Origin of the sequence: Microbacterium sp. SCN 69-37 (assembly GCF_001724435.1) — a bacterium.
GTDB classification, from domain to species: Bacteria; Actinomycetota; Actinomycetes; order Actinomycetales; family Microbacteriaceae; genus Microbacterium; species Microbacterium laevaniformans.
In genome coordinates this window covers 97,084-122,957 of the sequence record NZ_MEEL01000017.1, presented here as the reverse complement: position 1 = coordinate 122,957, position 25,874 = coordinate 97,084, and the positions used below count along the sequence as shown (strand labels likewise).

Annotated in this window: 23 protein-coding genes; 12 read left to right on the top strand and 11 right to left on the bottom strand. The window is 68.7% G+C overall.

What is annotated here, in order from left to right:
* Positions 1-5 precede the first annotated feature (5 nt).
* Genes rfbB through ABS64_RS02915 form a run of 3 tightly spaced genes read right to left on the bottom strand, consistent with a single transcriptional unit; the run spans position 6 to position 3,904 of the window.
* Positions 6-1,007: a dTDP-glucose 4,6-dehydratase gene (gene rfbB / locus ABS64_RS02925; protein WP_292680644.1), complete on the bottom strand. Its 1,002-nt coding sequence runs from the start codon at positions 1,005-1,007 to the stop codon at positions 6-8.
* Positions 1,007-1,876 (bottom strand): glucose-1-phosphate thymidylyltransferase RfbA, encoded by an 870-nt coding sequence (rfbA, locus tag ABS64_RS02920; protein WP_292680641.1) that lies wholly within the window; start codon positions 1,874-1,876, stop codon positions 1,007-1,009. The genes rfbB and rfbA overlap by 1 nt, the downstream gene beginning before the upstream one ends.
* A 60-nt stretch (positions 1,877-1,936) precedes the next feature.
* Positions 1,937-3,904, bottom strand: coding sequence for a DUF6541 family protein (locus ABS64_RS02915; RefSeq protein ID WP_363331264.1), 1,968 nt, complete (start codon positions 3,902-3,904; stop codon positions 1,937-1,939).
* A 132-nt stretch (positions 3,905-4,036) separates the two neighbouring features.
* Between ABS64_RS02915 and ABS64_RS02910 the strand changes: the two genes are divergently transcribed.
* Both ABS64_RS02910 and ABS64_RS02905 read left to right on the top strand, forming a co-directional pair.
* Complete coding sequence (locus ABS64_RS02910; protein ID WP_292680637.1) at positions 4,037-4,783, top strand: glycosyltransferase family 2 protein; 747 nt, start codon at positions 4,037-4,039, stop codon at positions 4,781-4,783.
* Positions 4,780-5,181 (top strand): DUF2304 domain-containing protein, encoded by a 402-nt coding sequence (locus tag ABS64_RS02905; protein WP_292680635.1) that lies wholly within the window; start codon positions 4,780-4,782, stop codon positions 5,179-5,181. Before ABS64_RS02910 ends, ABS64_RS02905 begins: the two co-directional genes overlap by 4 nt.
* Here ABS64_RS02905 and ABS64_RS02900 read toward each other — a convergent pair.
* Both ABS64_RS02900 and ABS64_RS02895 read right to left on the bottom strand, forming a co-directional pair.
* Positions 5,166-6,053: a glycosyltransferase family A protein gene (locus ABS64_RS02900; RefSeq protein ID WP_292680634.1), complete on the bottom strand. Its 888-nt coding sequence runs from the start codon at positions 6,051-6,053 to the stop codon at positions 5,166-5,168. The genes ABS64_RS02905 and ABS64_RS02900 overlap by 16 nt on opposite strands.
* A complete protein-coding gene (locus ABS64_RS02895) occupies positions 6,046-6,912 on the bottom strand; it encodes a glycosyltransferase family 2 protein (protein ID WP_292680632.1) in 867 nt (288 codons plus the stop codon). Before ABS64_RS02895 ends, ABS64_RS02900 begins: the two co-directional genes overlap by 8 nt.
* 80 nt (positions 6,913-6,992) lie before the next feature.
* Here ABS64_RS02895 and ABS64_RS02890 point away from each other — a divergent pair, with 80 nt between their 5' ends.
* Genes ABS64_RS02890 through ABS64_RS02865 form a run of 6 tightly spaced genes read left to right on the top strand, consistent with a single transcriptional unit; the run spans position 6,993 to position 13,124 of the window.
* Positions 6,993-8,183 carry a glycosyltransferase family 4 protein gene (locus ABS64_RS02890; RefSeq protein WP_292680630.1) on the top strand — a complete coding sequence of 397 codons (1,191 nt, stop codon included), beginning with the start codon at positions 6,993-6,995 and terminating at the stop codon, positions 8,181-8,183.
* A 6-nt stretch (positions 8,184-8,189) separates the two neighbouring features.
* Positions 8,190-9,137 (top strand): glycosyltransferase, encoded by a 948-nt coding sequence (locus ABS64_RS02885; protein WP_292680628.1) that lies wholly within the window; start codon positions 8,190-8,192, stop codon positions 9,135-9,137.
* Positions 9,134-10,363: a hypothetical protein gene (locus ABS64_RS02880; RefSeq protein WP_292680625.1), complete on the top strand. Its 1,230-nt coding sequence runs from the start codon at positions 9,134-9,136 to the stop codon at positions 10,361-10,363. Before ABS64_RS02885 ends, ABS64_RS02880 begins: the two co-directional genes overlap by 4 nt.
* 56 nt (positions 10,364-10,419) lie before the next feature.
* The gene (glf, locus tag ABS64_RS02875; protein WP_292680623.1) at positions 10,420-11,556 is read left to right on the top strand and encodes a UDP-galactopyranose mutase; all 1,137 of its coding nucleotides are present in this window, start codon (positions 10,420-10,422) and stop codon (positions 11,554-11,556) included.
* Between the two features lie 24 nt (positions 11,557-11,580).
* Entirely contained in the window at positions 11,581-12,381 is an 801-nt protein-coding gene (locus tag ABS64_RS02870; protein ID WP_292680621.1) for an ABC transporter permease, read from the top strand.
* Complete coding sequence (locus tag ABS64_RS02865; protein ID WP_292680619.1) at positions 12,381-13,124, top strand: ABC transporter ATP-binding protein; 744 nt, start codon at positions 12,381-12,383, stop codon at positions 13,122-13,124. Before ABS64_RS02870 ends, ABS64_RS02865 begins: the two co-directional genes overlap by 1 nt.
* Here the strand turns inward: ABS64_RS02865 and ABS64_RS02860 are convergent.
* The 6 genes from ABS64_RS02860 to ABS64_RS02835 form a co-directional block, all read right to left on the bottom strand.
* Positions 13,109-15,034 (bottom strand): glycosyltransferase, encoded by a 1,926-nt coding sequence (locus tag ABS64_RS02860; protein WP_292680618.1) that lies wholly within the window; start codon positions 15,032-15,034, stop codon positions 13,109-13,111. The two genes, ABS64_RS02865 and ABS64_RS02860, sit on opposite strands and share 16 nt — an antisense overlap.
* Before the next feature lie 69 nt (positions 15,035-15,103).
* A complete protein-coding gene (locus tag ABS64_RS02855) occupies positions 15,104-16,099 on the bottom strand; it encodes a glycosyltransferase family 2 protein (RefSeq protein WP_292680615.1) in 996 nt (331 codons plus the stop codon).
* 186 nt (positions 16,100-16,285) lie between these two features.
* The gene (locus tag ABS64_RS02850; RefSeq protein ID WP_292680613.1) at positions 16,286-16,666 is read right to left on the bottom strand and encodes a type II toxin-antitoxin system VapC family toxin; all 381 of its coding nucleotides are present in this window, start codon (positions 16,664-16,666) and stop codon (positions 16,286-16,288) included.
* Positions 16,663-16,920 carry a CopG family transcriptional regulator gene (locus tag ABS64_RS02845; RefSeq protein WP_036285596.1) on the bottom strand — a complete coding sequence of 86 codons (258 nt, stop codon included), beginning with the start codon at positions 16,918-16,920 and terminating at the stop codon, positions 16,663-16,665. The genes ABS64_RS02850 and ABS64_RS02845 overlap by 4 nt, the downstream gene beginning before the upstream one ends.
* Before the next feature lie 46 nt (positions 16,921-16,966).
* Complete coding sequence (locus ABS64_RS02840) at positions 16,967-18,307, bottom strand: O-antigen ligase family protein (protein ID WP_292680611.1); 1,341 nt, start codon at positions 18,305-18,307, stop codon at positions 16,967-16,969.
* Positions 18,304-19,710: an O-antigen ligase family protein gene (locus tag ABS64_RS02835; RefSeq protein WP_292680610.1), complete on the bottom strand. Its 1,407-nt coding sequence runs from the start codon at positions 19,708-19,710 to the stop codon at positions 18,304-18,306. Before ABS64_RS02835 ends, ABS64_RS02840 begins: the two co-directional genes overlap by 4 nt.
* 70 nt (positions 19,711-19,780) lie before the next feature.
* Here ABS64_RS02835 and manA point away from each other — a divergent pair, with 70 nt between their 5' ends.
* The 4 genes from manA (at position 19,781) to ABS64_RS02815 (ending at position 25,852) form a co-directional block, all read left to right on the top strand.
* Positions 19,781-20,980 (top strand): mannose-6-phosphate isomerase, class I, encoded by a 1,200-nt coding sequence (gene manA, locus ABS64_RS02830; protein ID WP_292680608.1) that lies wholly within the window; start codon positions 19,781-19,783, stop codon positions 20,978-20,980.
* Between the two features lie 192 nt (positions 20,981-21,172).
* Positions 21,173-21,490, top strand: coding sequence for a WhiB family transcriptional regulator (locus ABS64_RS02825; protein ID WP_076691402.1), 318 nt, complete (start codon positions 21,173-21,175; stop codon positions 21,488-21,490).
* Between the two features lie 91 nt (positions 21,491-21,581).
* Positions 21,582-24,428, top strand: coding sequence for a glycosyltransferase (locus ABS64_RS02820; RefSeq protein WP_292680604.1), 2,847 nt, complete (start codon positions 21,582-21,584; stop codon positions 24,426-24,428).
* Positions 24,425-25,852 (top strand): DUF5719 family protein, encoded by a 1,428-nt coding sequence (locus ABS64_RS02815; protein ID WP_292680602.1) that lies wholly within the window; start codon positions 24,425-24,427, stop codon positions 25,850-25,852. The genes ABS64_RS02820 and ABS64_RS02815 overlap by 4 nt, the downstream gene beginning before the upstream one ends.
* Positions 25,853-25,874: the final 22 nt, after the last annotated feature.

Sequence of the window (25,874 nt, the reverse complement as noted above, 5' to 3'; positions counted from 1 at the left end):
CGGGTCTACTGTCCTTTCGCGGCGTAGAACGCTTCCACGCCGTCCTTGGTGGGGGCCCACCAGGGTTCGTTGGTCTGGTACCAGGCGATGGTGTCGGCGAGGCCTTGTTCGAAGTTCTGGAATTGCGGGGTCCAGCCGAGTTCGGTGCGGAGCCGGGTGGAGTCGATCGCGTAGCGGAGGTCGTGGCCGGCGCGGTCGGTGACGTGGTCGTACGCGTCGGCATCCTGTCCCATGAGGGTGAGGATGAGTTCGACGACGTCCTTGTTGTTCTTCTCCCCGTCCGCGCCGATCAGGTAGGTTTCCCCGATCCGACCCTTGTCGAGGATGGTGAGGACCGCGCTGGAGTGGTCGTCGGCGTGGATCCAGTCCCGGACGTTCTCCCCGGCGCCGTACAGTTTGGGACGGATGCCGCGGATCACGTTGGTGATCTGGCGGGGGATGAACTTCTCCACGTGCTGGTAGGGGCCGTAGTTGTTCGAGCAGTTCGAGATCGTCGCCTGCACCCCGAACGAGCGCACCCACGCGCGCACCAATAGGTCGGAGCCGGCCTTGGTGGACGAGTACGGGGAGGACGGGTTGTAGGGGGTGGTCTCGGTGAACCGGGCCGGGTCGTCGAGTTCCAGGTCGCCGTACACCTCGTCGGTGGAGATGTGATGGAACCGGCGGTCGTGCTTCCTTGCGGCTTCCAGCAGCGTGTACGTGCCGATGATGTTCGTGTCCAGGAACGGCCGCGGGTCGTTCAGCGAGTTGTCGTTGTGGGATTCCGCCGCGTAGTGCACCACCGCGTCCACGTCGGCGAACAGCTCGTCCACCAGTGCCGCGTCGGCGATGTCGCCCTTCACGAACCGGAACCGGTCCGCAGGCAGCCCGTCCAGGGAAGCGAGGTTCCCGGCGTAGGTGAGCTTGTCCAGCACGGTGACGTGGTCATCGGTGTGCGCGAGGACGTGGTGGACGAAGTTCGATCCGATGAACCCGGCACCACCGGTGACCAACAGGTTGCGCGCCATCAGCGGCCTCTTTCCAGGGTTTCGAGAAGGTAGGTGCCATAGCCCGACTTCACGAGCTTCTCGGCACGGGTGCGCAGTTCGTCATCGGTCAGGAACCCCTGCCGCCAGGCGACCTCTTCGGGCACACCGATCGACATGCCGGTGCGGCGCTGCATCGTGCGGACGTACTCCGCGGCATCCGTCATCTGATCGAACGTGCCCGTATCGAGCCACGCCGTGCCACGCGGGAGCACCTCGACCTGCAGCTTTCCGCGGTCGAGGTAGGCCCGGTTGACGTCGGTGATCTCATACTCGCCCCGCGCACTGGGAGCGAGGTTCCGGGCGATCTCGACGACATCGTTGTCGTAGAAGTACAGGCCGGGAACGGCATAGTTGCTCTTCGGGGTCGCGGGCTTCTCCTCCAGCGACACCGCGCGACCCGCCTCGTCGAACTCGACCACGCCGTACGCGGCGGGCTCCGCCACCCAGTACGCGAACACCGCCCCGCCGTCGACGTCGGCGTACTGCTTCAGCTGCCGGCCGAGGCTCGGCCCGTAGAGCAGGTTGTCGCCGAGCACCAGAGCGACCTTCTCGTCGCCGATGAAGTCCGCGCCGATCGTGAACGCCTGTGCCAGCCCGTCGGGCGACGGCTGCTGCGCGAACGTCAGGCGGATGCCGAACTGCGACCCATCGCCCAGCAGCCGCTCGAAGAACGGGCCGTCGTGCGGCGTCGTGATCACGAGGATGTCATCGATGCCCGCCAGCATGAGCGTCGACAGCGGGTAATAGACCATCGGCTTGTCATAGACCGGGATCAGCTGCTTGGACACGCCCAGCGTGATCGGGTGCAACCGAGTGCCAGAGCCGCCCGCGAGAATGATGCCTTTCACCCGACCATCGTTTCATACCTCGTGCGTGGCCTGATCGCGACGCAGAGGAGTGGCGTCATCTCACTCGCCGAGGCAGGCGGTCGCTTCGAAGAGTGCCGCATCGCCCCTCCGAGCGATCTCGGTGACCGTCGAGTCAGCGCTCTGCTCTCGCGCTATCTCGGCGGCATCGTCTGTCCCCGGCAGTATCGAGGTCTGGCCGCGGTAGACGCCGTAAGTCCCGAAGTCCAATGCCCAGTAGGCGTTCAGTTTCGCGATCAGCGGGCAGACTTTGGGGTCGGTGCCCGCTTCATCCCAGTGGGCGAGCAGATAGGCCTCATCCGCCGTTCGCTGACCGAAAGCGTGCGGCGCGAGCGCGGTGCGCTGCGCGAAAGCGGGAGTGAGAGAAGCGCCCGTGAACGGGTCGCCGACGACCACCCCGTCGGTCGGCACCAGCTCATGCACACTCGTCATCAGTGCACGCTCGTCATCGGTCAGGAGTGCTTGCCCGTCGTGACCGAAGGACTGACGAATCCACTCTTGCGCCTGCGGGAGAGGCCCGAAGGTGGATGCCACGAGCAGCACACCGGCAACCAGGACCGTCGAGATCGATCCGGCGAGGCGACCCCACCCGATCGCCGGAACGCGGGACACTTCCCGTGCGCAGAATCTCGTCAGCGCAAGGCCGCCGGCAACGAGGAGGGGGGCGGCGCCGACTACGAGCAGAGCACCCGCGCGTTCGGTGTCGCGATACCAGACTCCGGAAACGAGATCACGTAGACCCGCGTGCGTCACTGCGGCCGCCCCGAAGTAGATCACCGCACCGATCGCGAACACCCCGAGCGCGGGCCAGAGCGCACGAGTGCGCCTCGCCGTCGCCGCGAGTCCGAGAGCGAGAAGCGCAGCCATCGCCCACGCGATCGCGCCTGTGCCGGGGGAGACGGTGACGATGGAGCCGATGGCTTGTCTGTAGTCCTGACTTGGTTGCCACGGGGCTGTATCGAGCGTTGGTCGGATCAGGAGGAAGACCGCTGCGGTTGCGCCGAGGTACGCAGCGCCGACCGTGATCGCCCACCGGCGCGTCCGCGAGGATCGCCCGGAGCGGAACAGGAAGTAAACGGCGAACGGCGACCCGAACAGTGCAGCGGCGATCAGGACGCTCGGGTGTGTCAGCGCGACGCCTGGGGCGATCACCGCCAAGGCCGCCACGATGCCAGCCAATGAGGCGCGAGGCGCACGCGATCTACCGAAGAACTCCACGATCAGTGCCACCACGACCGGCAGAAGTGCCAGCCCGGCGAGGAACGGGTACAGCACGCCGAAGGAGAGCATGCGGTAGGGGAAAGCGGCGAGCGACGCGCTCACAATGGCCGTGAGCACAATGACATCGACGCGCACCCCGAAAAGACGTGTCGCGAGGAAGGTCATCGATAGTGGCCACACCACGCTCGCGAGGATGATCGAGACTGCATTGAGCACGACCGTCACGTCGCCCGCCCCGAGCCCCATGACCATCGCCGCGAGATCGTGGAATGCCGCCGGGTAGAACCCCGCCGACGCCTCCGTCAGGTTTCCGAGCGTGAGCGACGATCCGTTACCCGTCTGATGAATGATCGCGGTGGCGTTGAGATGGAAGATGTTGTCGAAGAGCTGGGCGATCTCTGACGGTGCTCCGACAGCGGTGATGATGCGGTACCCGATCATCGTGGCACTCAGGGCGATGGCCACGGCGACTGCCACACGCACACTCCATCGCGCCGGAGCCGGCAGATCCGCCGAGGTATCCCGCCCCTCATCGAAAGGGTGAGTCGACAACCAAGACCTGCCGCGCAGCGCAACGCGGACAGCGAGCGTGATCGCAACAGAGATACCGACGGCGATTGCGAACGCGGTGATGGAGAAAGGCACGCCGATCACCGCGACTGCGATGGCTGAGACGCCCGCCAGCGTGAATGACAGCGGCGTCGCCAGGGCCCACAGGCGGTAGCCGCGTCCCCCCGCGGCCGCCGCCACAAGTCCACCTGGCACGAACAGGACGACGGCTGCTGCCATCATCACGGGCAACGCTTCGAGCCAGCTCGACATCTCCACCTGCATCCGGAAGGCAACAACGACGGCATTGACTTTAGCAACCCGCGGATCCGCGATCCCTGGGCGAGTCTCGTGCGACCTACACTGGGTGTGATGGCGACTACATCCGATCGCGCGCTCGTGATCATTCCCGCATGGAACGAAGAGCGCAACGTTGCGAACACTGTCCGCGAAGTGCGGTCCGCATCGTCGGAGTACGACGTCATCGTGGTCGATGACGGATCGAGCGACGGGACCGCTGCGGCCGCACGGGCAGCCGGCGCCACCGTTCTTGCGTTGCCGTTCAATCTTGGTGTCGGGGGCGCGATGCGTACAGGATTCACCTACGCTCAGCGCCACGGATACCGGCGCGCCATCCAGGTCGACGCGGACGGCCAGCACAACCCGGCGGACATCGACCGCGTCTTGGCGGGATTGCGGACCGCGGACATATCGATCGGCGCTCGCTTCGCGGACGTCGGCGACTACGAGGTCCGCGGACCTCGACGATGGGCGATGGTCTTCCTCGCCCGGGTGCTCTCCTCCGTGACGAAGACGCGTCTCACCGATGCGACGAGCGGATTTCGCGCGGCGGGACCGCGCGCGATCGACCAGTATGTGCGGTATTACCCGGCCGAATACTTCGGGGACACTCTCGATTCCCTGGTCGCCGCAAGCCACGCCGGACTGACGGTGACGCAGGTGCCGGTGGCCATGAGGGCTCGCGCGCACGGCACTTCCACCCAGAGCACGGTCGGAGCGACCAAGTATCTGCTACGGGCGATGTTCGCGCTCCTTCTCGCCCTCATGCGCCGGCCGCGCACGGCGACGGTGGCGATCGGTTCTGAGGGGGACGCATGATCGTGGCCGTAGGCATCGGCCTCGCGCTCGCCATCCTGCTGATCGTGGGACGTCTGCTGCTGCGCCGTTCGCTCCGCGAGAAGTACGCCGTCATGTGGATCGCGATCGCCCTCGTGGTGCTCGTGCTGGGGCTGTTTCCGCAGCTGCTCCTCGGTTTGACAGATGTGCTGGGCGTGCAGGTACCCGCGAACCTTCTTTTCGCCCTCGCGATCGTCTTGCTCCTGGGCGTCGCCCTGCATCTGTCCTGGGAGCTCTCTCAGGCGGAAGAGGAGATTCGTCGGGTCGCGGAAGAGACCGCAATCCTTCGCGCGGATCTCGATGCAATCAGAAGCCGACTCGCTGCTTCACCTGAGCGCGATGGCACGGGTGACGACGGTCCCGATCACGCGAACACGTAGCGAAGATACCTCTTCGCCTGGCCGAATCTCCCCCGGGCAAGGCAGGCGGCCGTTGCCACCATCGCGTTCAGTCGTGGGATGAGCCGCCACCGCGCAATGCGCGCCGCGCTGTCCCAGCCGCGAGCAGTGAAGCGTCGCGCATACGCATCCAGCAGCGTCGCCTCTTGCGCGAACCTCACATCGCCGTGCGTCCCGGTCGCTGATGCGGAGGCTTCGTGACGTCGATACTGGAACACGAGATCGTCGGCGACGAGCATCCGTCCGCCGTCGAGGGCGATGTCCAGCAGCAGTGCGAGGTCGAGGGCGATCGCAAACTCTGTGCTGAACCCATGTCGACGTGCCGTGGAGGTTCGCCAGAGCAACGAGGGGAAGTACGCCCAGTCCGCTCGCGCCAGACTGCGAGCCATCCGCGCGCCATCGATGATCAACGGCTCGTGTGAGGAGCGCGGACGAACCAGCGCCTTCACCCGATCGCCCAACGGGCGGGAGATGCCGCCTCCTGAGTCGATCACCTCGACGCCGAGCTGCAGGACGTCGACATGGGGGTACTCCCGCAGGCGGCGCGACATCGCCTCGAGGTAGTTCGGCAGCATCACATCGTCGCCGCCCATCATCACGAACCACTCCGCCTCGACGAGCTCCAGGCATCGGGCGAAGTTCGCAGCCACCCCGAGGTTCTCCGGGTTGCGCACGTACTCGACGCGCGGGTCGCCCAACGACAGCAGCCAATTGCGTGGTTCCAGCGACGGATAATGGTCGTCGACGCAGAGCAGTCGGAAGTCGCGGTTCGATTGCGCGAGCACGCTTCGAACGGCCTTCTCGAAGTGATCTGAGGACCCGTAGAACGGCAGGACGACGTCGAACTCAGCCATGTCTCGACCGCTGGTGGGGTTTGCCGCTGAGCCCGCGACGCCCGTCTCGCCATCCACGCCACGCCTCAATCAGGTCAGGACGGCGACCATGGATGACCCGGAAGACGCTCTCCTCCGCCACCCTTCGGAGGACTCCGAGTGCTGAGCGCCATGTCGGAATCCCGGCGGTCCGGCCGAAGAGCGTCATGTTCCGCACTCCGAGGTACATCGGATGTGCGCCCGGATCCTGCGCGGCTACCGCCGTGGGCACCAGCATCGTGCGGCGACCGACTCGGGCCATCCGCCACGCGGTGTCCACGTCCTCGAAGTACAGGAAGTAGCGCTCATCGAGCCAATCGATGCGGTCGAGCGCGTCCGTCGCATACATCACGATCGCTCCGTCCGCCCAGTCAACCTGATAGGGGACGTCAGCCTCCGGTGTCACCGTGTTCCACGCGCGACCGTTGCGCGTCAGCCTGCCGCCTGCTGAGAAGACCCGTTCCGGATCAGATGCTCGGCGCAGGAGGGGGACCGCCGCCCCGCTGCCGGGAACTTCGAGCGCGGCGAGGAGTTGTGCGGCCAGGTCGGCACCGAACACGGCGTCGTGGGTGAGGACGAGCAGGCGCGAAAGCGCTGCGGTGCGCACCATCGCCCTCGCCTCATTCACTGCTGCGGCGTAGCCGGGATTGTCGGGTCGCCGAATGAGCAGCGCCTCTTCGGCGAAGGGGCTGCGCGCGACCAGAGATTCGTCCAGGTCTCCGGCGTTGTCGACGATGATGACGTGCGCCGGCCGAACTGTCTGGTCCGCGAGCTGGCGCAATGCCGCGCTCAGGAGATCGGGACGGCGGTAGCTGATGATGATCGTCGCGTACTGTTTCATAGGAGGTCGCCGTCGAGAGCGTGCCGAGAGCGAGGTCTGAGGTGGAACGAATCGGAGATTCGCGTCGTCGCCTCGCAAGCTTGACGAAGTATATCCCGTATGCGGGGATCACCCATGCGGGCGGACGGTACGTCGACTCCCACTACCGGGCGCTTTCGGATGACTGGATCGTCGACACGTTCGCGCCGCAAACGCCCGCGAACGTGACCGCGGCGGGACGGGTCGAACACGTGGAATCGGTGGAGCTCATTCGCGGCGTGGGGCCTTTCGCAGCCGGCAGGCTCAAGCCGCTCGCCGATCTCGAGGCCGCGTGGGCCGGAAGCACGGTCACTCGGAACGTCCGAGCAGTCTTTCAGCACGACGATGCTTCGGTATGGCGCCGAATCGAACGCTCATCATTGATCGAGTTCCAGTGGTCCGAGATGTTCGCACTGGCAGAGCTGACGCGTGCTCGCCTCCCCGAACGGTTCATGGTGGGCGTAGCCCACGATGTCATCACACAGCGTTGGGAACGCGCCGCCGCCGCCGCGCGCGTTCCCGCGAGCTACGCGTATCGTCTCGCTGCGCGCCGGAGCAGAGACCGCGAACGACGTTCGTTGGCGTCGCTGGACGTCGTCGTCGCCTTCAGCGAGAAAGACGCAGCACTCGCCCGCGCGCTTGCTCCGACCACGGCCACGGAGATCGTGCTCCCCGGGCTGGGGCCCGAGGAGGGAGCGCCGGAGCGTTCTCCCGATCCGAAAGAACCGATCGTGCTGTTCACCGGTGCGCTGAACCGGCCCGACAATCACAACGGCGTTGAGTGGTTCATCCAGCGAGTGTGGCCCGCCGTCCTGCGTGCCGCACCTTCCGCGCGTCTTGTGGTCGCGGGGGCCCATCCTCCGGCAAGTCTCGAACGGACGGTCACCCGCGCGCCCAGGGCATCGCTCACGGGGTTCGTCGCCTCGCTCGAACCGTACTATGCGCAGGCCTCAGTATTCGTGGCGCCACTGTTCACCGGAGCCGGTGTGAAATTCAAGACCATCGACGCCATGCTGCGGGGGGTGCCGGTCGTCGCCACGCCTGTCGGGGCGGAAGGCATAGACGGCGCAGATCTGCTGGTGGGCGAGACCGAAGACGCGGACGAGTTCGCGGGAGCCGTCCTTCGCGCCCTCGGGCGCGAAGGCGACCTACGTGCTCGTGAGGCCGGGGCCTGGGCTGAGGTCCACTACGGCACCGCGGCGTTCGAGCGACGCCTGCGCGATCTGTACTCACGGTTCCCGCAAAACCGGTGATCTACGATGGGGAGCCGGTGTCCCGCCAGCCCACACCAGCGGAGGAGTTTCGTGTCCCGCTTGATAGTTGCGGTCATCCCGGTCTTTCGTGCGCCGTCTTCTCTTGTTGATCGCGTCAATGCGTTGACCACGCAAGTCGACGCCATCGTGCTCGTCGACGACGGAACGCACTCTCTCTCCCGACTGGGCCTCGAGTCCTCCTTCGTCCACGTCATTGAGCTCGACGAGAATCGCGGCATCGGTTACGCGTTGAACAGCGGCGTCGAACGGGCGAGGAGCCTCGGCGCAACTCATGTGCTGACGCTCGACCAGGATTCCGCACCCCCGGCCGGCTACGTCGAGAGTGCGCTCGACGTTCTTGCCGATGCTGAGACGGCCGGGGTGAGAGTCGCCGCGGTCGTGCCGGATCTCGTCGGCGACCAGCGAGTCCTCCGGCGCGACGGTTTCGCGTTCGACCCGATCCAAGCTGGTCAGCTCATCCCGATCGATGTGTTCGCCGACATCGGGCTCTTCCGAGATGAGTTGTTCATCGATGCGGTGGATTCTGAGTTCTCCATCCGCGGCGAGGATCACGGCTTCCGATTCGTCGTCGCCGAGGGGCAGCGTATCGAACATGCGCTCGGTGAGCTCGTGCCACTGACGGCATTCGGTCGCCACATCACCATCGCCGGCAAACCCCGCCATGTCCTGTATCACGCGCCTTTCCGTACCTACTACATGGTGCGCAACAGCACGATCCTGGTGCGGGAGTTCGGTTCGCGCCGCCGCGGGTGGATGCTCTTTCGTACGCGCAAGATGGCGGAGATGGTCGTGGGGTGCGTGGTGCTCTCGCCGGATCGCGGCGCGCAATGGCGGGCGACGATCGCCGGTCTCACGGACGGGTGGCGCGGGGTCACCGGGCGCATCACGGAGGATCGGTTGGTTCGCATTCAGAGCGGTCGAAGGAAGCGATGAGGCGATTATTCCGCCACGAGCTGCTTCGCCGCAGCGCACTGTTCTCCCTCTCGATAGTGGCATCCACTGTGGTCGGTGTCTTCTCGCTGCCTGTGCTCATCGCGGCCATCGGGGCAACGCAGTGGGGACATCTGGTCGTGATGCAGGCGGTTACTCAGTTCGCCTCCGTCGTGATCGCCTTCGGCTGGGGAGCGACGGGCCCGAGCATGGTTTCGGCACTCGCGGCCAGTGAACGCAAGACGATGTTCACTCAGTCGCTTCAGGTGCGCGGCGTCCTGTTCCTCGTCGCGCTCCCACTGGCGGTCTCGCTGTGCATTCTCCTGACCGGTGAGTCCCTGACGAACGCACTGCTGGCCTTCTGCACATACGGGTTGGGCGGTCTGAGCGCGGCGTGGTACTTCATCGGGACCAACCGTCCGATCGCGCTCTTCTCTCTTGACGCGCTTCCGGTCATCGTCGGGCAGGTCGTGGGACTTCTCGCGGTGACGGTGATGCGGGATCTGACGGCCTACCTGGCGTGCACCGCTGTGTTCGCGCTCGTCGGCACGACCGCATCGGCCATCTACGTGATGACACGAAAGCAAGATGGTTCAGCGAGTTTCCGGGGAGGCACAAAGTGGGGGCCGGTGCTCCGCTCCCAGTCCGCGGGAGCGCTGAGCACCGTGTCTGCGAGCATGTGGACATCTGCGCCGACGGTACTGGTCCAGGCTTTCGCGCCAAGTGCGGTACCGGTGTTCGCAATGGTGGATCGACTGATGAAGTACGGGGTCTTGGCGCTGGCTCCGGTCCTGCAAGCGGTTCAGGGGTGGGTCCCGGAATCGGGGCGGGAGTCCGTCGCGGCCCGCGCCGTGACGGGACTGAAGGTCGCGGCTGGTGTCGGTGTGCTGGGCGGAGTGACACTCGCGTGCCTGTCGACTCCGGTATCCGCGTTGCTCAGCGTCGGGCAGGCCGTCGTGCCCTGGTCGCTCGCCGTGATCGCCGGCGTCGCCTTCGCGTTCGAATGTCTCGCTCAGGTCGCCGGTCTGTCTGGGCTGGTGGCGTTGGGAGGTGCGCGAGAGCTCGCTGCTTCGTCCATCGCGTCCGCGCTGGTGGGCATTCCCCTCATCGCGGCCCTCGTGCTGTGGCTGGGTCTCTACGGTGCGGTACTCGGAATCCTCGTGGTCGCCATGTCGCTCGCGGTGTATCGCGTGGCATACGTTGTGCGCTATGCGGCCAGGTACGGGTGACGTGGGGGTGCAGGTAGCCTTGACGGGTGCGCGCCTCGCGCGCGGGAATGGGTGTCATGGATCTTCTTATCGTCGGCTCTGGTTTATTCGGTCTCACGATCGCTGAGCGGGCTGCCGCGGCCGGCCGCAAGGTCACGGTCATCGACCGTCGTCCCCACATCGGGGGGAACGCGTTCAGCGAGGCTGAGCCGACGACGGGGATCGAGGTGCACCGGTACGGCGCGCATCTGTTCCACACGTCGAACGCGACCGTGTGGGAGTACGTCAACCGGTTCACGACGTTCACGAACTACGTCCACAGGGTTTACACGAACCACAAGAACGTGGTCTTCCCGCTCCCCATCAACCTCGGCACGATCAACCAGTTCTTCCAGGCCGCGTACTCGCCGGACGAGGCCCGCGCGCTCGTGCACGAACTCGCGGGGGAGTACGACCCGAAGACCGCGCAGAACCTCGAGGAGCGCGGCATCGGGCTCATCGGACGCCCCCTGTACGAGGCGTTCATCCGCGACTACACCGGCAAGCAGTGGCAGACCGATCCGAAGGAGCTGCCGGCGGAGATCATCAGCCGCCTGCCGGTGCGGTACACGTACGACAACCGGTACTTCAACGACACGTGGGAGGGTCTGCCGACAGACGGCTATACGGCGTGGCTCGAGCGGATGGCGGATCACCCGAACATCGACGTCAAGCTCTCGACGGACTTCTTCGATGAGTCGCAGCCGTTGAACAAGCGGGCGACGGTCGGGCAGGTCCCCGTCGTGTACACGGGTCCGGTGGATCGCTACTTCGACTACACCGAGGGGGAGCTGTCCTGGCGGACGCTCGACTTCGAAGAAGAGGTGCTCGAGGTCGGTGACTTCCAGGGCACCAGCGTGATGAACTACGCGGATGCCTCGGTGCCGTTCACTCGCATCCACGAGTTCAAGCACTTCCATCCCGAGCGCGCGGACCGGTACCCCAAAGACCGGACGGTGATCATGCGGGAGTTCTCCCGGTTCGCCGAGCGCGCCGACGAGCCCTACTACCCCGTGAACACGCCCGATGATCGGGCGCGACTGCTCGCCTACCGCGACCTCGCCAAAGGCGAGGTCGACGTGCACTTCGGCGGCCGTCTGGGCACATACCAGTACCTCGACATGCACATGGCCATCGGATCCGCACTGTCGATGTGGAACAACCAGCTCGCGTGAGCCGCACCTCATAGACTCATCCCCGTGACCACCGCAGTCGTCGGCGCCCCTGGCTCCGCCCGGCGCTACCTCCACTCGCTGTGGTTGCTGTCGGCGCGCGACCTCAAGGTGCGGTACGCGACGAGCGCTCTCGGGTACCTCTGGTCGGTCCTCGATCCGCTCGTGATGAGCGCGATTTACTGGTTCGTGTTCACGCTGATCTTCCAGCGCGACGGCATCGGCGGCGAGCCGTACATCGTGTTCCTGCTCGTGGGGCTTCTCCCCTGGGTGTGGTTCAACGCATCGGTCATCGACTTCACGAAGGCGTTCCGGAAGGATGCCAAGCTCGTCCGCTCCACGGCCATCCCACGCTCCATCTGGGTGGGCCGTATCGTCCTCAGCAAGGGCATCGAGTTCCTCTTCTCGATCCCCGTTCTCATTCTCTTCGCACTGTTCGCGCAGCCCCGCGTGCAGTGGAACCCGCTCATCCTGCTCTTCCCGCTCGGCATCGTGCTGCAGGCGGTGCTGCTCGTCGGCCTCGGCCTGCTGGTGGCGCCGCTGTGCGCACTGTGGGGCGACCTGGAGCGGACGACCCGGCTCATCCTCCGCGCCCTCTTCTACGCGTCGCCCATCATCTACGGACTTTCCGACCTCCCGTCGCCCTTCCACGAGATCGCTCTCTTCAACCCCCTGTCGGGAATCTTCACGCTCTACCGCTCCGGTATGTTCCCCGAGGAATGGAACCCGCTCGCGGTGGCTGTCGCCGCGGCGATGTCGCTGGCCTTCCTCGTGCTCGGCGCTCTCGTCTTCCGGCGCCTCGAGCCGTCGGTGCTGAAGGAGCTGTGATGAGGGAGGAATTCGCCATCCGCGTCGACGACCTCGGCGTGCGCTTCCGCCGGGGTCGCCGAGGCGGCCGCACTCTGAAAGATCTCTTCGGGGGCGCCGCCCGTCGCATGCGGCCGGGAGAGTTCTGGGCCCTCCGCCACGTGACGTTCGACGTCGCCCAGGGCGAGGCGATCGGCGTCGTCGGTCGCAACGGGCAGGGCAAGTCCACACTCCTCAAGCTCGTCGCGGGCGTGCTGCTGCCCGACGAAGGCTCGGTCACGGTTCATGGGGGAGTGGCGCCGCTCATCGAGATCACCGGCGGCTTCGTCGGTGACCTGACCGTGCGCGAGAACGTCCGCCTCACTGCGGGCCTGCACGGCATGTCGAAAGCGGCGATCTCCCGTCGGTTCGACGACATCATCGGCTTCGCTGAGCTCGAGGAGTTCGTCGACACGCCCTACAAGCACCTCTCCAGCGGCATGAAAGTGCGCCTCGCCTTCGCCGTGGTCTCGCAGCTCGATGAGCCGACGATGCTCGTCGACGAGGTGCTCGCCGTCGGTGACAAGGCCTTCCGGGAGAAGTGCTACCGGCGCATCGACGAGATGCTCGCGGAGGGGCGGACGCTCTTCTTCGTCAGCCACAACGAGAAGGACCTGCGCCGCTTCTGCACGCGGGGCCTATACCTCGACAAGGGTGCGCTAAAGCTCGATGCGCCCATCGCGGATGTCCTCGCCGCGTACAACGCGGACTACGCGCCGCGCTGAGCGGACTCCCGCTCGAAGTACGCCAGCCACGCGTCATGCGAGGTCAAGTCGCCGAGCGCCCTACGGTACTGGCGCGACAGGCGCGGCCAACTCCGCTGCAGACGCCAGTGCAGGCGGACGGTCTCGGTGAGCATGCGGCGGAAGGTCGCGCGATCGCGCGTGTAGATGTTCTTGCCCGAACCGTCCGCGGCGCTGACGAGTGCGCTGTCGTAGAGGGGGAGGCGCCACCAGTTGGCATCCCCCTTGCCGAACTCGACCTCGGGTTGGGCGACGTTTTCCGGCCGGGGGGAGTGGAACCAGTGCGAGAGCAGGACGCTCGCCGTGAAGGTGCGCAGGCGCAGGCCCGTGGGACTGTCGAACACATTGCGCTTGAGGCGGCTGAAGACCTGACGGCCCCTGCGCGCGCGGAGGAGGCCGTCGATGTCCTTGTGGATCACGGTCTCCGGGAAGCGCTTCGCGACTTCGCGCGCCGCGGGCATCGCCGTCGCGAGGTTCCGCCACATGTGGTCGGGGCCGGAGAGCACGTCGCGCAACGCGCGCAGGCGCAGCTCCACCGGGTAGTACTGCATCATCATGAGGTGCTTCAGGTCGACGCGGCGACTGTGCCGGATCAACGTGCCGCCGCGATCGGCCCGGGAGTGCAGCAGCGCCGCGACCAGTCGATTGCGCGCGTGGAAGTACGCCTGCCAGTCGATCGCGTCGTCCTTCCCGAGCCAGGACACGTGCCACAGCGCGACGCCCGGCATCGACACGATGGGGAAGCCGGCCTCACCGGCGCGGAGGCAGAACTCCGCGTCGTCCCACTTGATGAACGCCGGCAGCGACAGGCCGACCTCGCGGATCGCGGCGACGGGGATGAGGCACATCCACCAGCCGTTGTACTCCGCGTCCATCCGCAGGTGTAGCAGCGGCGATTGGCGGAGATTCTGCGTGCTGAAGTCGTGCGGCATCTTCTCCTGGAAGAGATTGCGCCACATGAAGGGGGTGTTGTCGACCACCTCGGCCCACGCGTGCAGCTTGGGCCGGTCGAGCAGGTCGAACATGTGACCGCCGACGAGCATGGGCGTTCGCGCGAAGCGGCCGAAGACGATCGAGCGCCGGATGGACTCCGGCTCGACCCGTACGTCGTCGTCGAGCAGCTGGACGAAGTCGCTCTCCGGCCGGGCGAGGGTTTCGGACATCGCGCGGGCGAAGCCGCCCGAGCCGCCCAGGTTCGGCTGGCGCAGCACCTGGAGCTGGTCGCCCAGGAGCTCTTCCAGCTTCGGGTACTCGGGCCGGTCGGCGACGAGCTGCGTGCCCTGATCGACGACGAAGATGCGGTCGACCAGTTCGAGCACATCGGGGGAGTCGGCAAGGGTCGCGAGCGTTTCGACGCAGTACTCGGGCTTGTTGTAGGTGGTGATGCCGAGGGATGCCTTGCCGGCGCGGGCAGGCTCGTCTTCGGTGACCCACTCGGCGCCCGTGAACTGCGCCGTCGCGTCGTCGGCGACGACGTCGAACCAGATCCAGCCGCCGTCGCTGTACTGGTTGAGGATTATCGGCAAGGACACCTCGCTCACGCCGTCGACCTCGAAGGTCTCGATGCGCTGGCGCACGCCGCCGCCGTTCGACCGGTAGACGAGCACCGTGACCTTGCCCTCGGTGCGCACCCGCAGGGTCACGCTGCGCACGGTCGTCCAGTGCTGCCAGTACGACGCCGGGAAGGCGTTGAAGTACGTGCCGAACGACACGCGCCGTCCGGGCAGGATGCGCGCGCGATCGCGACCCAGGATGTTGCCCAGCTGCGCGCGGCTGGAGACGCGGACGGGCTCCTCGTCGATCGTCGACCAGGTCTCGGGGTCGACATACAGGGGCAGGATGTCGGGGTCACGATCGAGCGGCAGGACGGTCTTCTGCAGCAGGTATTCCACGCTGTGAACTCCAAAGTGTCGAGGGTTGATGCCCGCATGGGGAGACGAACGATGGGTGCGGGTCGGCGGTCAGCCGCGCGCCGGGACGAGCGCCGGCATCGGCTGCCAGTCGCGGTCGCGGGAGATCTTGCGCCCGTCGCGGAGGCCCCGGAAGAGGTGCGAGGTGCCCGACGCCTTCCGCTCGACGAACAGCAGGCGGATGACCTCCTTGCCGAAGGTCAGCGTCGTGCCGAGCGCGAACGAGACGGGGTGGTAGACGCCGAGCGCCCGGTAGTACTGCTTGATGTGCGCGCGGTTGCGCATGATGTAGTACCGGTACGCGTCGCTTGACGCGTTCATGTGGCGGATGCCCATGTCCCACTGCTTGATCTCGCGCGTGCGGCGCAGCACGAACTCGTCGACGATCACCGACGTCGTCACCCGCGACGCGAGCCAGCCGTAGGTCTGGTCATCCCAGTAGATGAAGAACCGCGGATCGGGCAGGCCGATCTGCCCGACGACGTCCCGATGGATGAACATCCCCTCGAAGCAACCGGAGTTCATCTCCTTGTAGCCCGACTCGTCGAATCCGCTCGGCGCGAAGGGGATGGGGATGCCGAGGCGCTCGGCCACCCGGTACTGCCAGTAGAACTCGCTGCCGTCGAAGTCGTAGCGCCGCCCCTGGATCGACCGGAACCGCGGCGCCCACTTGCCCATCTTCGCGAGACCATCGGGCACGACCTCGACGTCGTCGTCCATCAGCCAGATCCACGTCGAGCCCAGCTCGTACGCGACTCGCATCCCCTCGCTGAACCCGCCCGACCCGCCGGTGTTCGTGTCGAGACGCCGGTAGACGATCTCGGTGCCGATCGAATCGCGGAACGACTCCACGACGTCGGTCGTGTCGTCGGTCGACGCGTTGTCGATGATCACCACGTGCCCGGGCTTCGGGTCCATCGCCGCGATGCTCGTCAGCAGGCGCGTCAACAGCCCGGAACGGTTGAAGGTGACGATCGCGATCGTCGCGCTCGACGGCGCGAACTGCTCGTTCTGAGCCGCGTCGGGGCGCGAAGAAGTGAGTGTCATGACCGGAGCATTCTACCCCGGCGCTCTGTGAGAGCCTGAGTCACGAATCTGCGCGAACGCGCAGAAATGGATGCCGACGCGGCCGACAGCCAGCCTCCAGCATCCTGAATCTGCGCGATCGCGCCGACCGCAACCGCTTGGTCGCGCGCACTCTCGCCCACCGCCGCCAGCTGGCGGCGTGAGCGGTCAGGGGCGAAACGGCGGCTGGAGGCCCTCGAACATCGGGAAGTGTCTGGTGTTCAGTGTCGCCACCGTCGCTCCGACCGTGTCTGCCGTCCCTGCGATCAGATAGTCACCCAGGGAGATGCCTTGGTGGCTGCGTCGGAACTCCCGCTGCAGATCGCCAGCGCGTGCCCCGATGACCTCGCTCACCGGTATCGCGGGCAGCGCTGACAGCAGCGCGCGCACGGCTGTGCGCTCAGCCGAGCGCATGCCGCCCATGATCTCCGCGACGGTCACGACGCTGATCGCGAGATCCTCATCGGCAGCAACGCGCCGGAGCCACGCGTGAGCGCTTGTGGAGCCTCGGAGATGGGCGATGAGCACGTCGGTGTCGACGATGATCACACGGTGTCCTGTCGCAGTCGCTCGAGCCACTGCTCGCGCTCGCTCCCTGCGCGTGCGGGCACAGACAGCTCCGGGGCCGCACCCGCCGACGCGTCGATGGCCGCGAGGAGAAGGTTTCGCCGATCCGCGCCTGTGTCGAGCGCACGGTCGATGAGTCGACGGATGATCTCCGCCCTCGACGTCCCCTCTGCGTCGGCGAGCCTGTCGAGAGCGCGGGTCTGGCGCTCCTCCAGGTAGATGTTCGTGCGCCGCATACACCAGATCATACGCCGCCATCCGCGTCGCTGGCGGCGTGCGAGGCTACCGCGGCAGCGAGAACGACCCCGTCGGGACGTCGCCGGTCAGCCGGTCACGCCATGACCGCGACTGCCCGGCCCGCACCGCGCACAGGCACAGCAGCATCCACCCCACCCCGAACAACGCAACCGACTCGAACACGCTCGTCACCGCGAGCGCCACGAGCATCAGCGGCGTCCACGCGTAGACGATCGAGCGCCGCTGGCTCGCGGTGATCCACGACCGCACGAGCGCCACGCCCCCGAGCGCGCACAGCAGCAGCAGACCCGCCCACCCCAGCTGCAGCAGCACGTCGACGTAGGCGTTCAGCGCGGTCGTGTGATGCTGCCCCAGCAGCTGATTGATCGTGAAGAACGGCTGCTCGCCCGGCTCCCACGGCCCGAACCAGCCCCAGCCCTGCACCGGCCGCTTCGACGTGTAGAACCCCGCCAGCGACCACAGTCGTGTCCGCATCGACAGGTCGTCGGTCGCTCCGAGCGCGTCGAGGATCCGCGCGCGCTGCACGTATCCCGCGACGGATGCCGCGGCCACCACCGCCGCGAGCGACCACTGCACCGCGCGGCGGCGCTCCGCCGGCACGGCGCGCACCAGCATGAGCACCGCCGTCGCCGTCCCCACCGCCACCGCGAGCACGAGCACGGTCGGCGACGCCGACAGCAGGCCGAGCGCGGCCGCCAGCGTCAGCGACGCGGCCGCCGTCCCCGGGTGCACCGACTGCGTGCGCATCTCCACGGCGAAGGTGATCATCGCGACCACCGTGATGATGCCCAGCATGTTGCGCGTGCCGAAGATCCCCTGGATGGGGCCGAGCGCCGCGATGTTCCCCTGGATCCCGAGAAACTTCAACGGCACGTCCAGCAGGATGCCGGAGAGCACCTCGAGCCCGAGTGAGAGCCCCAGCGCGGCGCGGAGCACGTCGCCCAGCGCCCGCACCGTCTGCAGCGTGTCGCGGATGTGCCCGATCGTCACCGCCAGCAGCGCCACCGCCGCCATCGCGGTCCACCGTCCCAGGCTTGTGAACGGGTCGGAGCTCCAGAACACGCTCGCAAACGCCCACGCCACCAGCAGCAACAGGGTCGTCGGCACGAGGCGCAGCAGCGAGATCTCCTCACGCCGTGCCCAGAGGATGCCGAGGGCGAACACGCACAGGCCCGCCACCACCGCCCGCAGCGTCACGATCCCCGCCACCCGCTCGATGAGATGCGAGCCCACGAGCGCCGCGAACGTCGTCAGCGTGAACGCCCGCGCGAAATCGGCCGACCCCAGCAGCCGTCGCACCGCTCCGCGCGCGTCGCGGCCGCGACCGGCGTCGCGGGGGCCGGTGCCCGCGGCATCCGCCGTCATCGCGCCATCCGTGCGAGCTCGCCCTGCTCGCCGATGAGGCGCTGCTCCGACGGGCCGCGACCGAGGAGCGGCGCCTGCTTGATCTTGAACGCCAGCATGATGACGAAGAACCAACCCCACCCGAGAAGCGGCCCCGACTCGGCGAGCCCCTGCACGAGCAGAATCGCCGCGACGAGCGTCGGCAGCAGCGTCACCGCCGAGTACGGCCGGTCGGCGACGAGGTCCCACCGGGGCCGGTCGACAGCGAAGAACCACGACCGCCAGACGTAGGCGAGGAAGGTCAGGGCAACGAGGACGAGCCCGATGATCCCCAGCTGGAAGTACACGTCGAGCCACATGTTGTGCGCCTGCATGACCGTCTCGCCGTGGTCGGTGATCCAGCCGTCGAAGAACGGGTCGCTCGGCACCCACGGCGTGGAGAACCCCCAGCCGACGACGGGGCGCTCGGCCGCCTTCTGGGCGACGATCTCCCAGATCCCCTCCCGCCCGGTGAGGTCGGACGACCGACCCAGCGCCGAGAAGATGCGCTCGCGCAGCAGCCACAGCGCCGTGAGCCCGCCGATGCCGACGACGGCATATGCCACGTAATACCGGGTGCGCTCGCCGGCGCGCCGGGTGGTCCGCATGAGCAGCGCCGTCGTGAGCACCACGACGACCGCCACCGCGGCGAGCCACGCCGTCGCCGATCCCGCCCGCACGAACAGGAACGCCGCCAGCGCGAACCAGGCCACGAGGAGGCTCCGCCGCGGCGCCCGCGACGCGAAGCGGATGGCGAACACGACCATCCCCAGCAGCGCGGCGTAGGCGAGCGGGTTCGCGTTGCCGAACACGCCCTGCAGTCGTCCGCCGTCGAACAGGTTGTCGCGCACCCAGTACACGATCGGGTCGTGCTTCGTGCCGGGGTCCGGCCGCACGAACTCCGGCAGCATCGGGCCGTGCCAGAAGAGCGAGACCCACAGCTCGAGCAGGAGCGACAGCGCGAGGATCCACTTCAGCGCCGACGCGATCGCCCGCACGAGTTCGCGCCAGGTCAGCACCGACCCGACGAACATCGCCTGCACGGTCGTCGTGAGAAGCAGCAGCAGCGTCAGCGTCGTCGCCGACGGATACGCCGTCCAGATGAGCGACGTCACCGCCCACACCACGTAGAGCACGCCGAACCACGGCAGACGGCGCCACTGCACCTCGGGGCGCAGGACGATCCACAGCACGATCGACACGATCCCCGAGCCGAACGCGACGACCCCCGAGCCGACGGTCCCGAGCGCCATCAGCCAGGAGGTCCCCGCGATCGCTGCGGCGATGACGAAGATGCACCAGCCGCGCAGCAGGATGTGGCCCGTCTTCTCCCGGATCGGCGCGGACGGCGGCGCCGCGACGGGATGCTTCGTGTGGACGGCCATGGTGGAATCAGGGTATCGCGCGCACCCGTGCCGGATCGGGCTGCGCCGGCGCCGGTTCTAGGCTGGTCGCATGCTGATCCCGATTTCCAACACCCCGCGCGACTACTCCTGGGGATCGGTCGATCTCATCCCCGCGCTGGAGGGGCGCGAGCCCACCGGGCGCCCCGAGGCCGAGGTCTGGTACGGCGACCATCCCGGCTCCCCCTCCGTCGTCGCCGACGGGTCGGGACAGACCCTCGACGCGGCCCTGTCGGCCGCGGGCGAGCCGCCGCTGCCCTTCCTGCTGAAAGTGCTCGCGGCGGCATCTTCGCTGTCGATCCAGGCCCATCCGACGATCGCCCAGGCCCGGGAGGGCTTCGCGCGCGAAGAGGATGCCGGGGTGCCCCGCGACGCCGCGGATCGCCTCTACCGCGACGCCAACCACAAGCCGGAGATCATCGTCGCGCTCAGCGACGAGTTCCGTGCGCTCGTCGGGATCCGCCCGCTCGACGACACCCGGCGCCTCGTGGCGGCGCTGGGGGAGGGGCCCGCCCGCGCCGCGCTGATGCAGCGGCTCGGGGCGCCTGTCGGTGCGGAGGGCGCCGACGGTGCGGCGACGGGGGCGGATGCCGCGGCCCCGGCATCCGTCGTCCGCGATCTGCTGGCGTGGGCGCTCACCGACGCCGATGCCGACCTCGTCGCGGACCTCGTCCGGGCGCTCGAGCGCGCCGACAGCGATGAGTTCGCCGAGGAGATCGCCACGCTGCGCGCCGCGGCCGCCGACTTCCCCGGCGACCCGGGCCTCATCGTCGCGCTGCTGATGAACCTCGTGATCCTCCGGCCCGGTCAGGCGCTGTTCGCCCCCGCCGGCGTGCTGCACGCCTACCAGTCGGGGCTCGGCGTCGAGCTCATGGCCGCCAGCGACAACGTGCTGCGCGGCGGACTGACCCCCAAGCACGTCGATGTGCCTGAGCTCATGCGCGTGGTCGACGTCGCAACCGGGCCCGCCCCGCTCGTCGTGCCGCAGGAGATCGCGCCGGGCGTCCGCGAGTACGCCCCGCCGGTCAGCGATTTCGCGCTCACGGCCGTCACCGTCACCGCCGACCAGCCGGTCACGGTGGCGCTGCGGGGCCCCGCGATCGTCTTGGCGACGGCGGGCGGGGCCGAGGTGCGCACCGCGGATGCCGTGGTCTCGCTCGTTCCCGGCGCCGCCGTGTACGTCGGACGCGAAGACCGCGTGGACATCGCCGGCGCCGGCGCGGTGTTCGTCGCGCAGCCCGGTCGTGCGTGAGGTGCGGCGCGCGCACCTCTCGTGCGCGCGTCTCACGCCGGTTCCGCGCGGGCGACACGCCGGGCGGGACGCGGGTGAAGGTTCAATCCGGCCTTGAGGGTTTACGATCTGCGACTTGACCGCGGCGAATGACAAGGGTGTAATTATCCCAACACGCGCACCAGCGCCAGCCGAAAACGTGGGGAGAACGATATGACGGGTTACCGCTCCGGCGTCCCCGACAACTGGTTCGTCGACCCGGTCAATCTCGGCGTCCCGGGAGTCCGTCGCCCCTCCGCTGTCGATGAGGACAGCGCCCTGGCGTGGCAGGCCGATGCGCTGTGCGCACAGACCGACCCCGAGGCCTTCTTCCCGGAGAAGGGCGGCTCGACACGCGACGCGAAGCGCATCTGCACCTCGTGCGACGTGCGCGGCGAGTGCCTCGAGTACGCCCTGCAGAACGACGAGCGCTTCGGCATCTGGGGTGGACTCAGCGAACGCGAGCGCCGCAAGCTCAAGCGTCGCGCCTGATCGCGGCGACCGCTTCGGCGGCGTGACCGATCACGAGACTCGCGGGCGACGTCCGCGTTCTGCGCCGGCTCCCGCTTAGGCTGACGACGTCATGCCCGCCCGAGTTCACGCACTACTGGTCGTGCGCCCTGATGCGCGCGTGGCCACCGACATCCGTCTCGACCGCGTCCTTTCCGCGCTCGCGGCCCAGGCGCGCCCGGTGGACACGCTCACCATCGTGCTGTGCGGCCCACACGCGACCGATCGCGAGCTTCAGCGCATCGCGGGCGAGTCCGCCGCCGAAGCCGTCATCACCGCCGATCGCGGGACGTCCTTCGCCGACGCCCTCGCACTGGCGAGCCGACGGCTCGGTGGGGATGCCGTGTGGGTGCTCGACCAGGACACCACACCCGCGCCCGACGCGCTCGTTCGCCTCATGGGCGCTCTCGAGACCGCGCCCTCGGTCGCGATCGCCGCGCCGAAACTCGTCCGCGCCGACGACAACGACCGCATCGTGTCTCTCGGTGTGTCGATGACGCGGGGCGGCCGCGCCGTCGGTCTCGCCGACGGGGAGCATGATCAGGGTCAGCATGACGCCAGCGAGGACGTTCTCGGCTCGGATGTCCGCGGCATCCTGGTGCGCACCGACGCGTGGCGCGCGCTCGACGGTCTCGATTCGGCGCTGGCGGGCGCGGACGAAGGCCTCGACCTCGGTGTGCGCGCGCGTCTGCGCGGCGGCCGTGTCGTCCTCGCGCCCCAGGCTTTCGTCGCCATCGCAGATCCCGATCGCACCGACCCGCCGACCCTCGGCGACCGCTTCGAGCCGGTCGGGGTGCGTCGGGCCTACAGCCGCCGCACGGCGCAACTGCACCGCCGACTCGTGTACGCGCCGGCGGTCGCCGTCCCGCTGCACTGGCTCTCCCTGCTGCCGCTGGCGGTCCTCCGCTCGGTCGCCCTGCTCCTCGGCAAGCGTCCGTCGATGATCGGTCCGGAATGGGGCGCCACGCTGACGGTGCTGCTGCGTCCCGCCGCCGTCGCCCGCGCACGACGCGGCATCCGTGCCGGCCGCCGCGTCTCCTGGGCGCAGCTGGCACCGCTGCGGGTCAGTCGGGTCGAGCTGCGTCAGCGTCTCGACGACGACGTGATCATCGACGGCACCGCGCGCGGTGAACTGCACTTCTTCTCCGGGGGCGGTGCCTGGATCGTCCTCGGAGCGCTGCTCGTCTCGGTCCTCGCCTTCCTGTCCCTGCTCGCGTGGCCGGTGCTCGGCGGGGGAGGCCTTGCGCCGCTGCGGGCGACCGTCGGCCAGCTCTGGGCCGATGCAGCATCCGGGGCCCGGCCTCTCGGCTGGGACACGCAGGGGCCGGCCGACCCGTTCAGTGCCGTCGTCGCCGTGCTCGGCTCGCTCTGGCCCGCCGCGCCCTCGCGCGTCCTCGTCGTCGTGTGGGTGCTGGCGATCCCCCTGTCCGCCCTGGGCGCCTGGTTCGCCGCCACGCGTCTGACCGACAACGCGCTCTCCCGCGCCGTCGTGGCCGTGGGCTACGCGCTCGCGCCGAGCCTGCTCGACGCCCTGGCGTCGGGACGGCCGACCGTCGTCATCGCACACCTCCTGCTTCCGTGGTTGCTGTGGACCGCGGTCGCGGCGCACCGCTCGTGGACAGCGGCGGGCATGGGATCGGTGATCGCCGTCGCGGTGCTCGCCAGCGCCCCGTCGCTGGCTCCGGCCCTCATCGCGCTGTGGCTCGTGGCGATCGTGCTGACGGCGGCGCTCGGTCGGGGGCGAGGCCTCGCGCGCGTCGTCTGGCTGCTCGTTCCGTCGGTGATCGTCTGGGCGCCGATGATCTGGCGTCGCCTCACCGCCGGCGAGCCGTGGGCCCTGATCGCCGACCCCGGCGTGCCGCTGCCGTCGGGGGAGTCGACAGATCTCGCCCGCCGTGTCGCCCTCGCGCTCGGATTCCCCACCGCTCGCGGTTCGGAGTGGGGTCAGCTCCTCGACGGCACGGGGGCGTGGCCGTTCCTGCTCGTCGTGCCCGTGATCGTGCTCGCGGTGGCCGCCCCCATCGTGTCGCGCACGCTGTCGTCCGCGATCGTCCTCATGATCGCGCTCAGCGCCCTCGCGACGGCGGTCGCGGTCATCGGCATCGTCGTCACCTCGGATGCCGGGACTACCATCGCGGTCTGGCCGGGCGCCGCCCTCAGCCTGTACTGGCTCGCCCTGCTGGGATCGGCAGCGATGACGATCGACGCGCTGCCGGCGCGCCCCCGACTCCGTGGACCGCTCGCCGCCCTGGCGCTGACCGCCCTCGCGGTCAGTGCGGTCCCCGTGATCACCGCGCTGCCCCGCGGCACGTCGGCCGTCACGAACGGCCCGAGCAGCACCCTGCCGGCCTACGTCGAGGCGGAGGGGCGATCGGGGTTGGGCAACGCCACCTTCGTGCTCGCCGCCGCGGCCGACGGATCCGTCGTCACGGATGTCGTCTGGGGTGAGACCTCGGCCCTGGGCGGGCAGAGCACCCTGCGCTCGGCGCGCTCCTCCACCGACGCCGGCGACGCCGAAGCCGCGGAGCTGACGGCCGAGCTCATCGCCGTGCCCTCGGGCGACGCGGTCGCGCGTCTGGGGGCGCACGGGGTCGCGTTCGTGCTCCTCGGCGGCACCGCCGAGGGTGAGAGCGACGCGGCGCGCGCGGTGCGCATCGCGGCCGAGACCGCCCTCGATCAGCGTCAGGATCTCGAGATCGTCGGCGACACCGCGAAGGGCAAGCTGTGGCGGGTCACCGCCCCGGTCACGGATCGCGTGGCGGCGTCGGCGGTCGACAACGCCCGCACCGCCGCGGTGCAGATCGGGGTCGTGCTGATCGCCCTGCTGCTCGCTCTGCCCACCCGACGCTCGCTGCGGCTGAACCGTCGTCGCCCGCGCGTCATCGGCGCGCGGCGCGCGTCCGGAGGAGGACTCCGATGAGCACCCGCCTGCCCGGCGTTCGTCGCCTCACGACCGTGCGGTTCGCCGTCGGCACCGTCATCACGGCAGCCGCGGTGGCGGCGGGCGTGGCATTGGTCGCACTGCCGCTTCCCACGCACACCGACGACTCCGACCTCTCGATCGCGGCGCACCCGCCCGCGACGGCATCGATCGCGACGTGCATCGGTCCCGTCCTGGCCGCGGGACGCGACGCGACCCGCGCCGCCCAGCTCACCGATGCCGCCCCGGCCGCGCTGACCTCCGCCGCGCTGTCGAAGGCGGCCTCGACGGATGCCGCGACCTCCACGTTGGCTGCCCCCGACGTCACCGGCGGAACGGGGCCGACCACCTTGCGCGCCGCTCCCGTGGACGGGGAGCCCGCCGACATCGCCGCAGCGACCTCGGCGCAGGTGAGCGCGGACGACCTCGCCGGGTTCGCCGCGTCATCCTGCGCGCGGCCCGAAATGGAATCGTGGCTCGTCGGCGGCTCCGGGGCGACCGGCGCCTCGGATCTGGTCGTTCTCGAGAATCCGGGTGTGGTCGCGGCGCGCGTCACGATCACCGTGTACGGCGCCGGCGGCGGCGCCGTCCCCGTCGCGGGCAACGCGATCGTCGTCGCCGCCGGCACGCAGCGGATCATCCCGCTCGCCTCCCTCGCCCTGCGTGAGGACAACCCGGTGCTGCGCGTGACATCGGCGCAGGCCCCGATCCGCGCCGCTCTGCAGACCAGCCTCACGCGCGTGCTCGTGGCCGGAGGCGTCGATCAGGTCGGCGCCACCGCCGTCCCCGACACGGATCTCGTGATCCCGGGCGTTCCCGTCGTGACGACGCAGGGCGGCGCAGGCGAGAGCAACGCCCCGACGTCGCTGCGGCTGCTCTCCCCGGGCGCCGACGCCCAGGCGACCGTCACCGTCGTGCGCGACGGTGCGGCAGTGGGCGCACCGCAGGCGGTCCCCCTGAAGGCGGGCGTACCTCTCAAACTCGATCTGGGCGGACTCGCCACCGGCACGTACGCGGTGCGGGTGAGCGCGACGGCCCCGGTGACGGGCGCCGCCTGGGCCACGTCCGGCTTCGCAGCCGGAAGCGACTTCGGCTGGTTCGTCGCCGCCGACGCGATCTCCGCGCCCGCGCTCGTCGCCGTCGCCGCGGGAGCGGCGCCGACGATGACCATCGTCTCGTCGACAGGCGAGCCCCAGACGGTCGTGCTCACGGCGGCATCCGGTACCGGCGCGAAGACCGACATCTCTGTGCCGGGTGGCGGCGCCGTCACCGTCTCTGTGCAGGCCGGGGACGTCTACCGCCTCGATCCGGGAACGGGAAGTGTCCGCGCTGCCATCACGTACGCCGGTGCCGGCGCTATCGCCGGCTACCCCGTCGCGCCGAGCGCGGCGGCGGCGTCGGCGGTCACCGTCTACCCCCGCTGAGCGCCCCCGACACCGCCCGTCG

Excerpts from the sequence above, each read along its gene's own strand:
- rfbB (WP_292680644.1), bottom strand. The coding sequence starts at position 1,007 with ATGGCGCGCAACCTGTTGGTCACCGGTGGTGCCGGGTTCATCGGATCG.
- ABS64_RS02915 (WP_363331264.1), bottom strand. The coding sequence starts at position 3,904 with ATGGCAGCAGCCGTCGTCCTGTTCGTGCCAGGTGGACTTGTGGCGGCG.
- ABS64_RS02910 (WP_292680637.1), top strand. The coding sequence starts at position 4,037 with ATGGCGACTACATCCGATCGCGCGCTCGTGATCATTCCCGCATGGAAC.
- ABS64_RS02905 (WP_292680635.1), top strand. The coding sequence starts at position 4,780 with ATGATCGTGGCCGTAGGCATCGGCCTCGCGCTCGCCATCCTGCTGATC.
- ABS64_RS02900 (WP_292680634.1), bottom strand. The coding sequence starts at position 6,053 with ATGGCTGAGTTCGACGTCGTCCTGCCGTTCTACGGGTCCTCAGATCAC.
- ABS64_RS02895 (WP_292680632.1), bottom strand. The coding sequence starts at position 6,912 with ATGAAACAGTACGCGACGATCATCATCAGCTACCGCCGTCCCGATCTC.
- ABS64_RS02885 (WP_292680628.1), top strand. The coding sequence starts at position 8,190 with ATGGGGAGCCGGTGTCCCGCCAGCCCACACCAGCGGAGGAGTTTCGTG.
- ABS64_RS02880 (WP_292680625.1), top strand. The coding sequence starts at position 9,134 with ATGAGGCGATTATTCCGCCACGAGCTGCTTCGCCGCAGCGCACTGTTC.
- glf (WP_292680623.1), top strand. The coding sequence starts at position 10,420 with ATGGATCTTCTTATCGTCGGCTCTGGTTTATTCGGTCTCACGATCGCT.
- ABS64_RS02865 (WP_292680619.1), top strand. The coding sequence starts at position 12,381 with ATGAGGGAGGAATTCGCCATCCGCGTCGACGACCTCGGCGTGCGCTTC.
- ABS64_RS02855 (WP_292680615.1), bottom strand. The coding sequence starts at position 16,099 with ATGACACTCACTTCTTCGCGCCCCGACGCGGCTCAGAACGAGCAGTTC.
- ABS64_RS02845 (WP_036285596.1), bottom strand. The coding sequence starts at position 16,920 with ATGCGGCGCACGAACATCTACCTGGAGGAGCGCCAGACCCGCGCTCTC.
- ABS64_RS02840 (WP_292680611.1), bottom strand. The coding sequence starts at position 18,307 with ATGACGGCGGATGCCGCGGGCACCGGCCCCCGCGACGCCGGTCGCGGC.
- ABS64_RS02835 (WP_292680610.1), bottom strand. The coding sequence starts at position 19,710 with ATGGCCGTCCACACGAAGCATCCCGTCGCGGCGCCGCCGTCCGCGCCG.
- manA (WP_292680608.1), top strand. The coding sequence starts at position 19,781 with ATGCTGATCCCGATTTCCAACACCCCGCGCGACTACTCCTGGGGATCG.
- ABS64_RS02825 (WP_076691402.1), top strand. The coding sequence starts at position 21,173 with ATGACGGGTTACCGCTCCGGCGTCCCCGACAACTGGTTCGTCGACCCG.
- ABS64_RS02820 (WP_292680604.1), top strand. The coding sequence starts at position 21,582 with ATGCCCGCCCGAGTTCACGCACTACTGGTCGTGCGCCCTGATGCGCGC.
- ABS64_RS02815 (WP_292680602.1), top strand. The coding sequence starts at position 24,425 with ATGAGCACCCGCCTGCCCGGCGTTCGTCGCCTCACGACCGTGCGGTTC.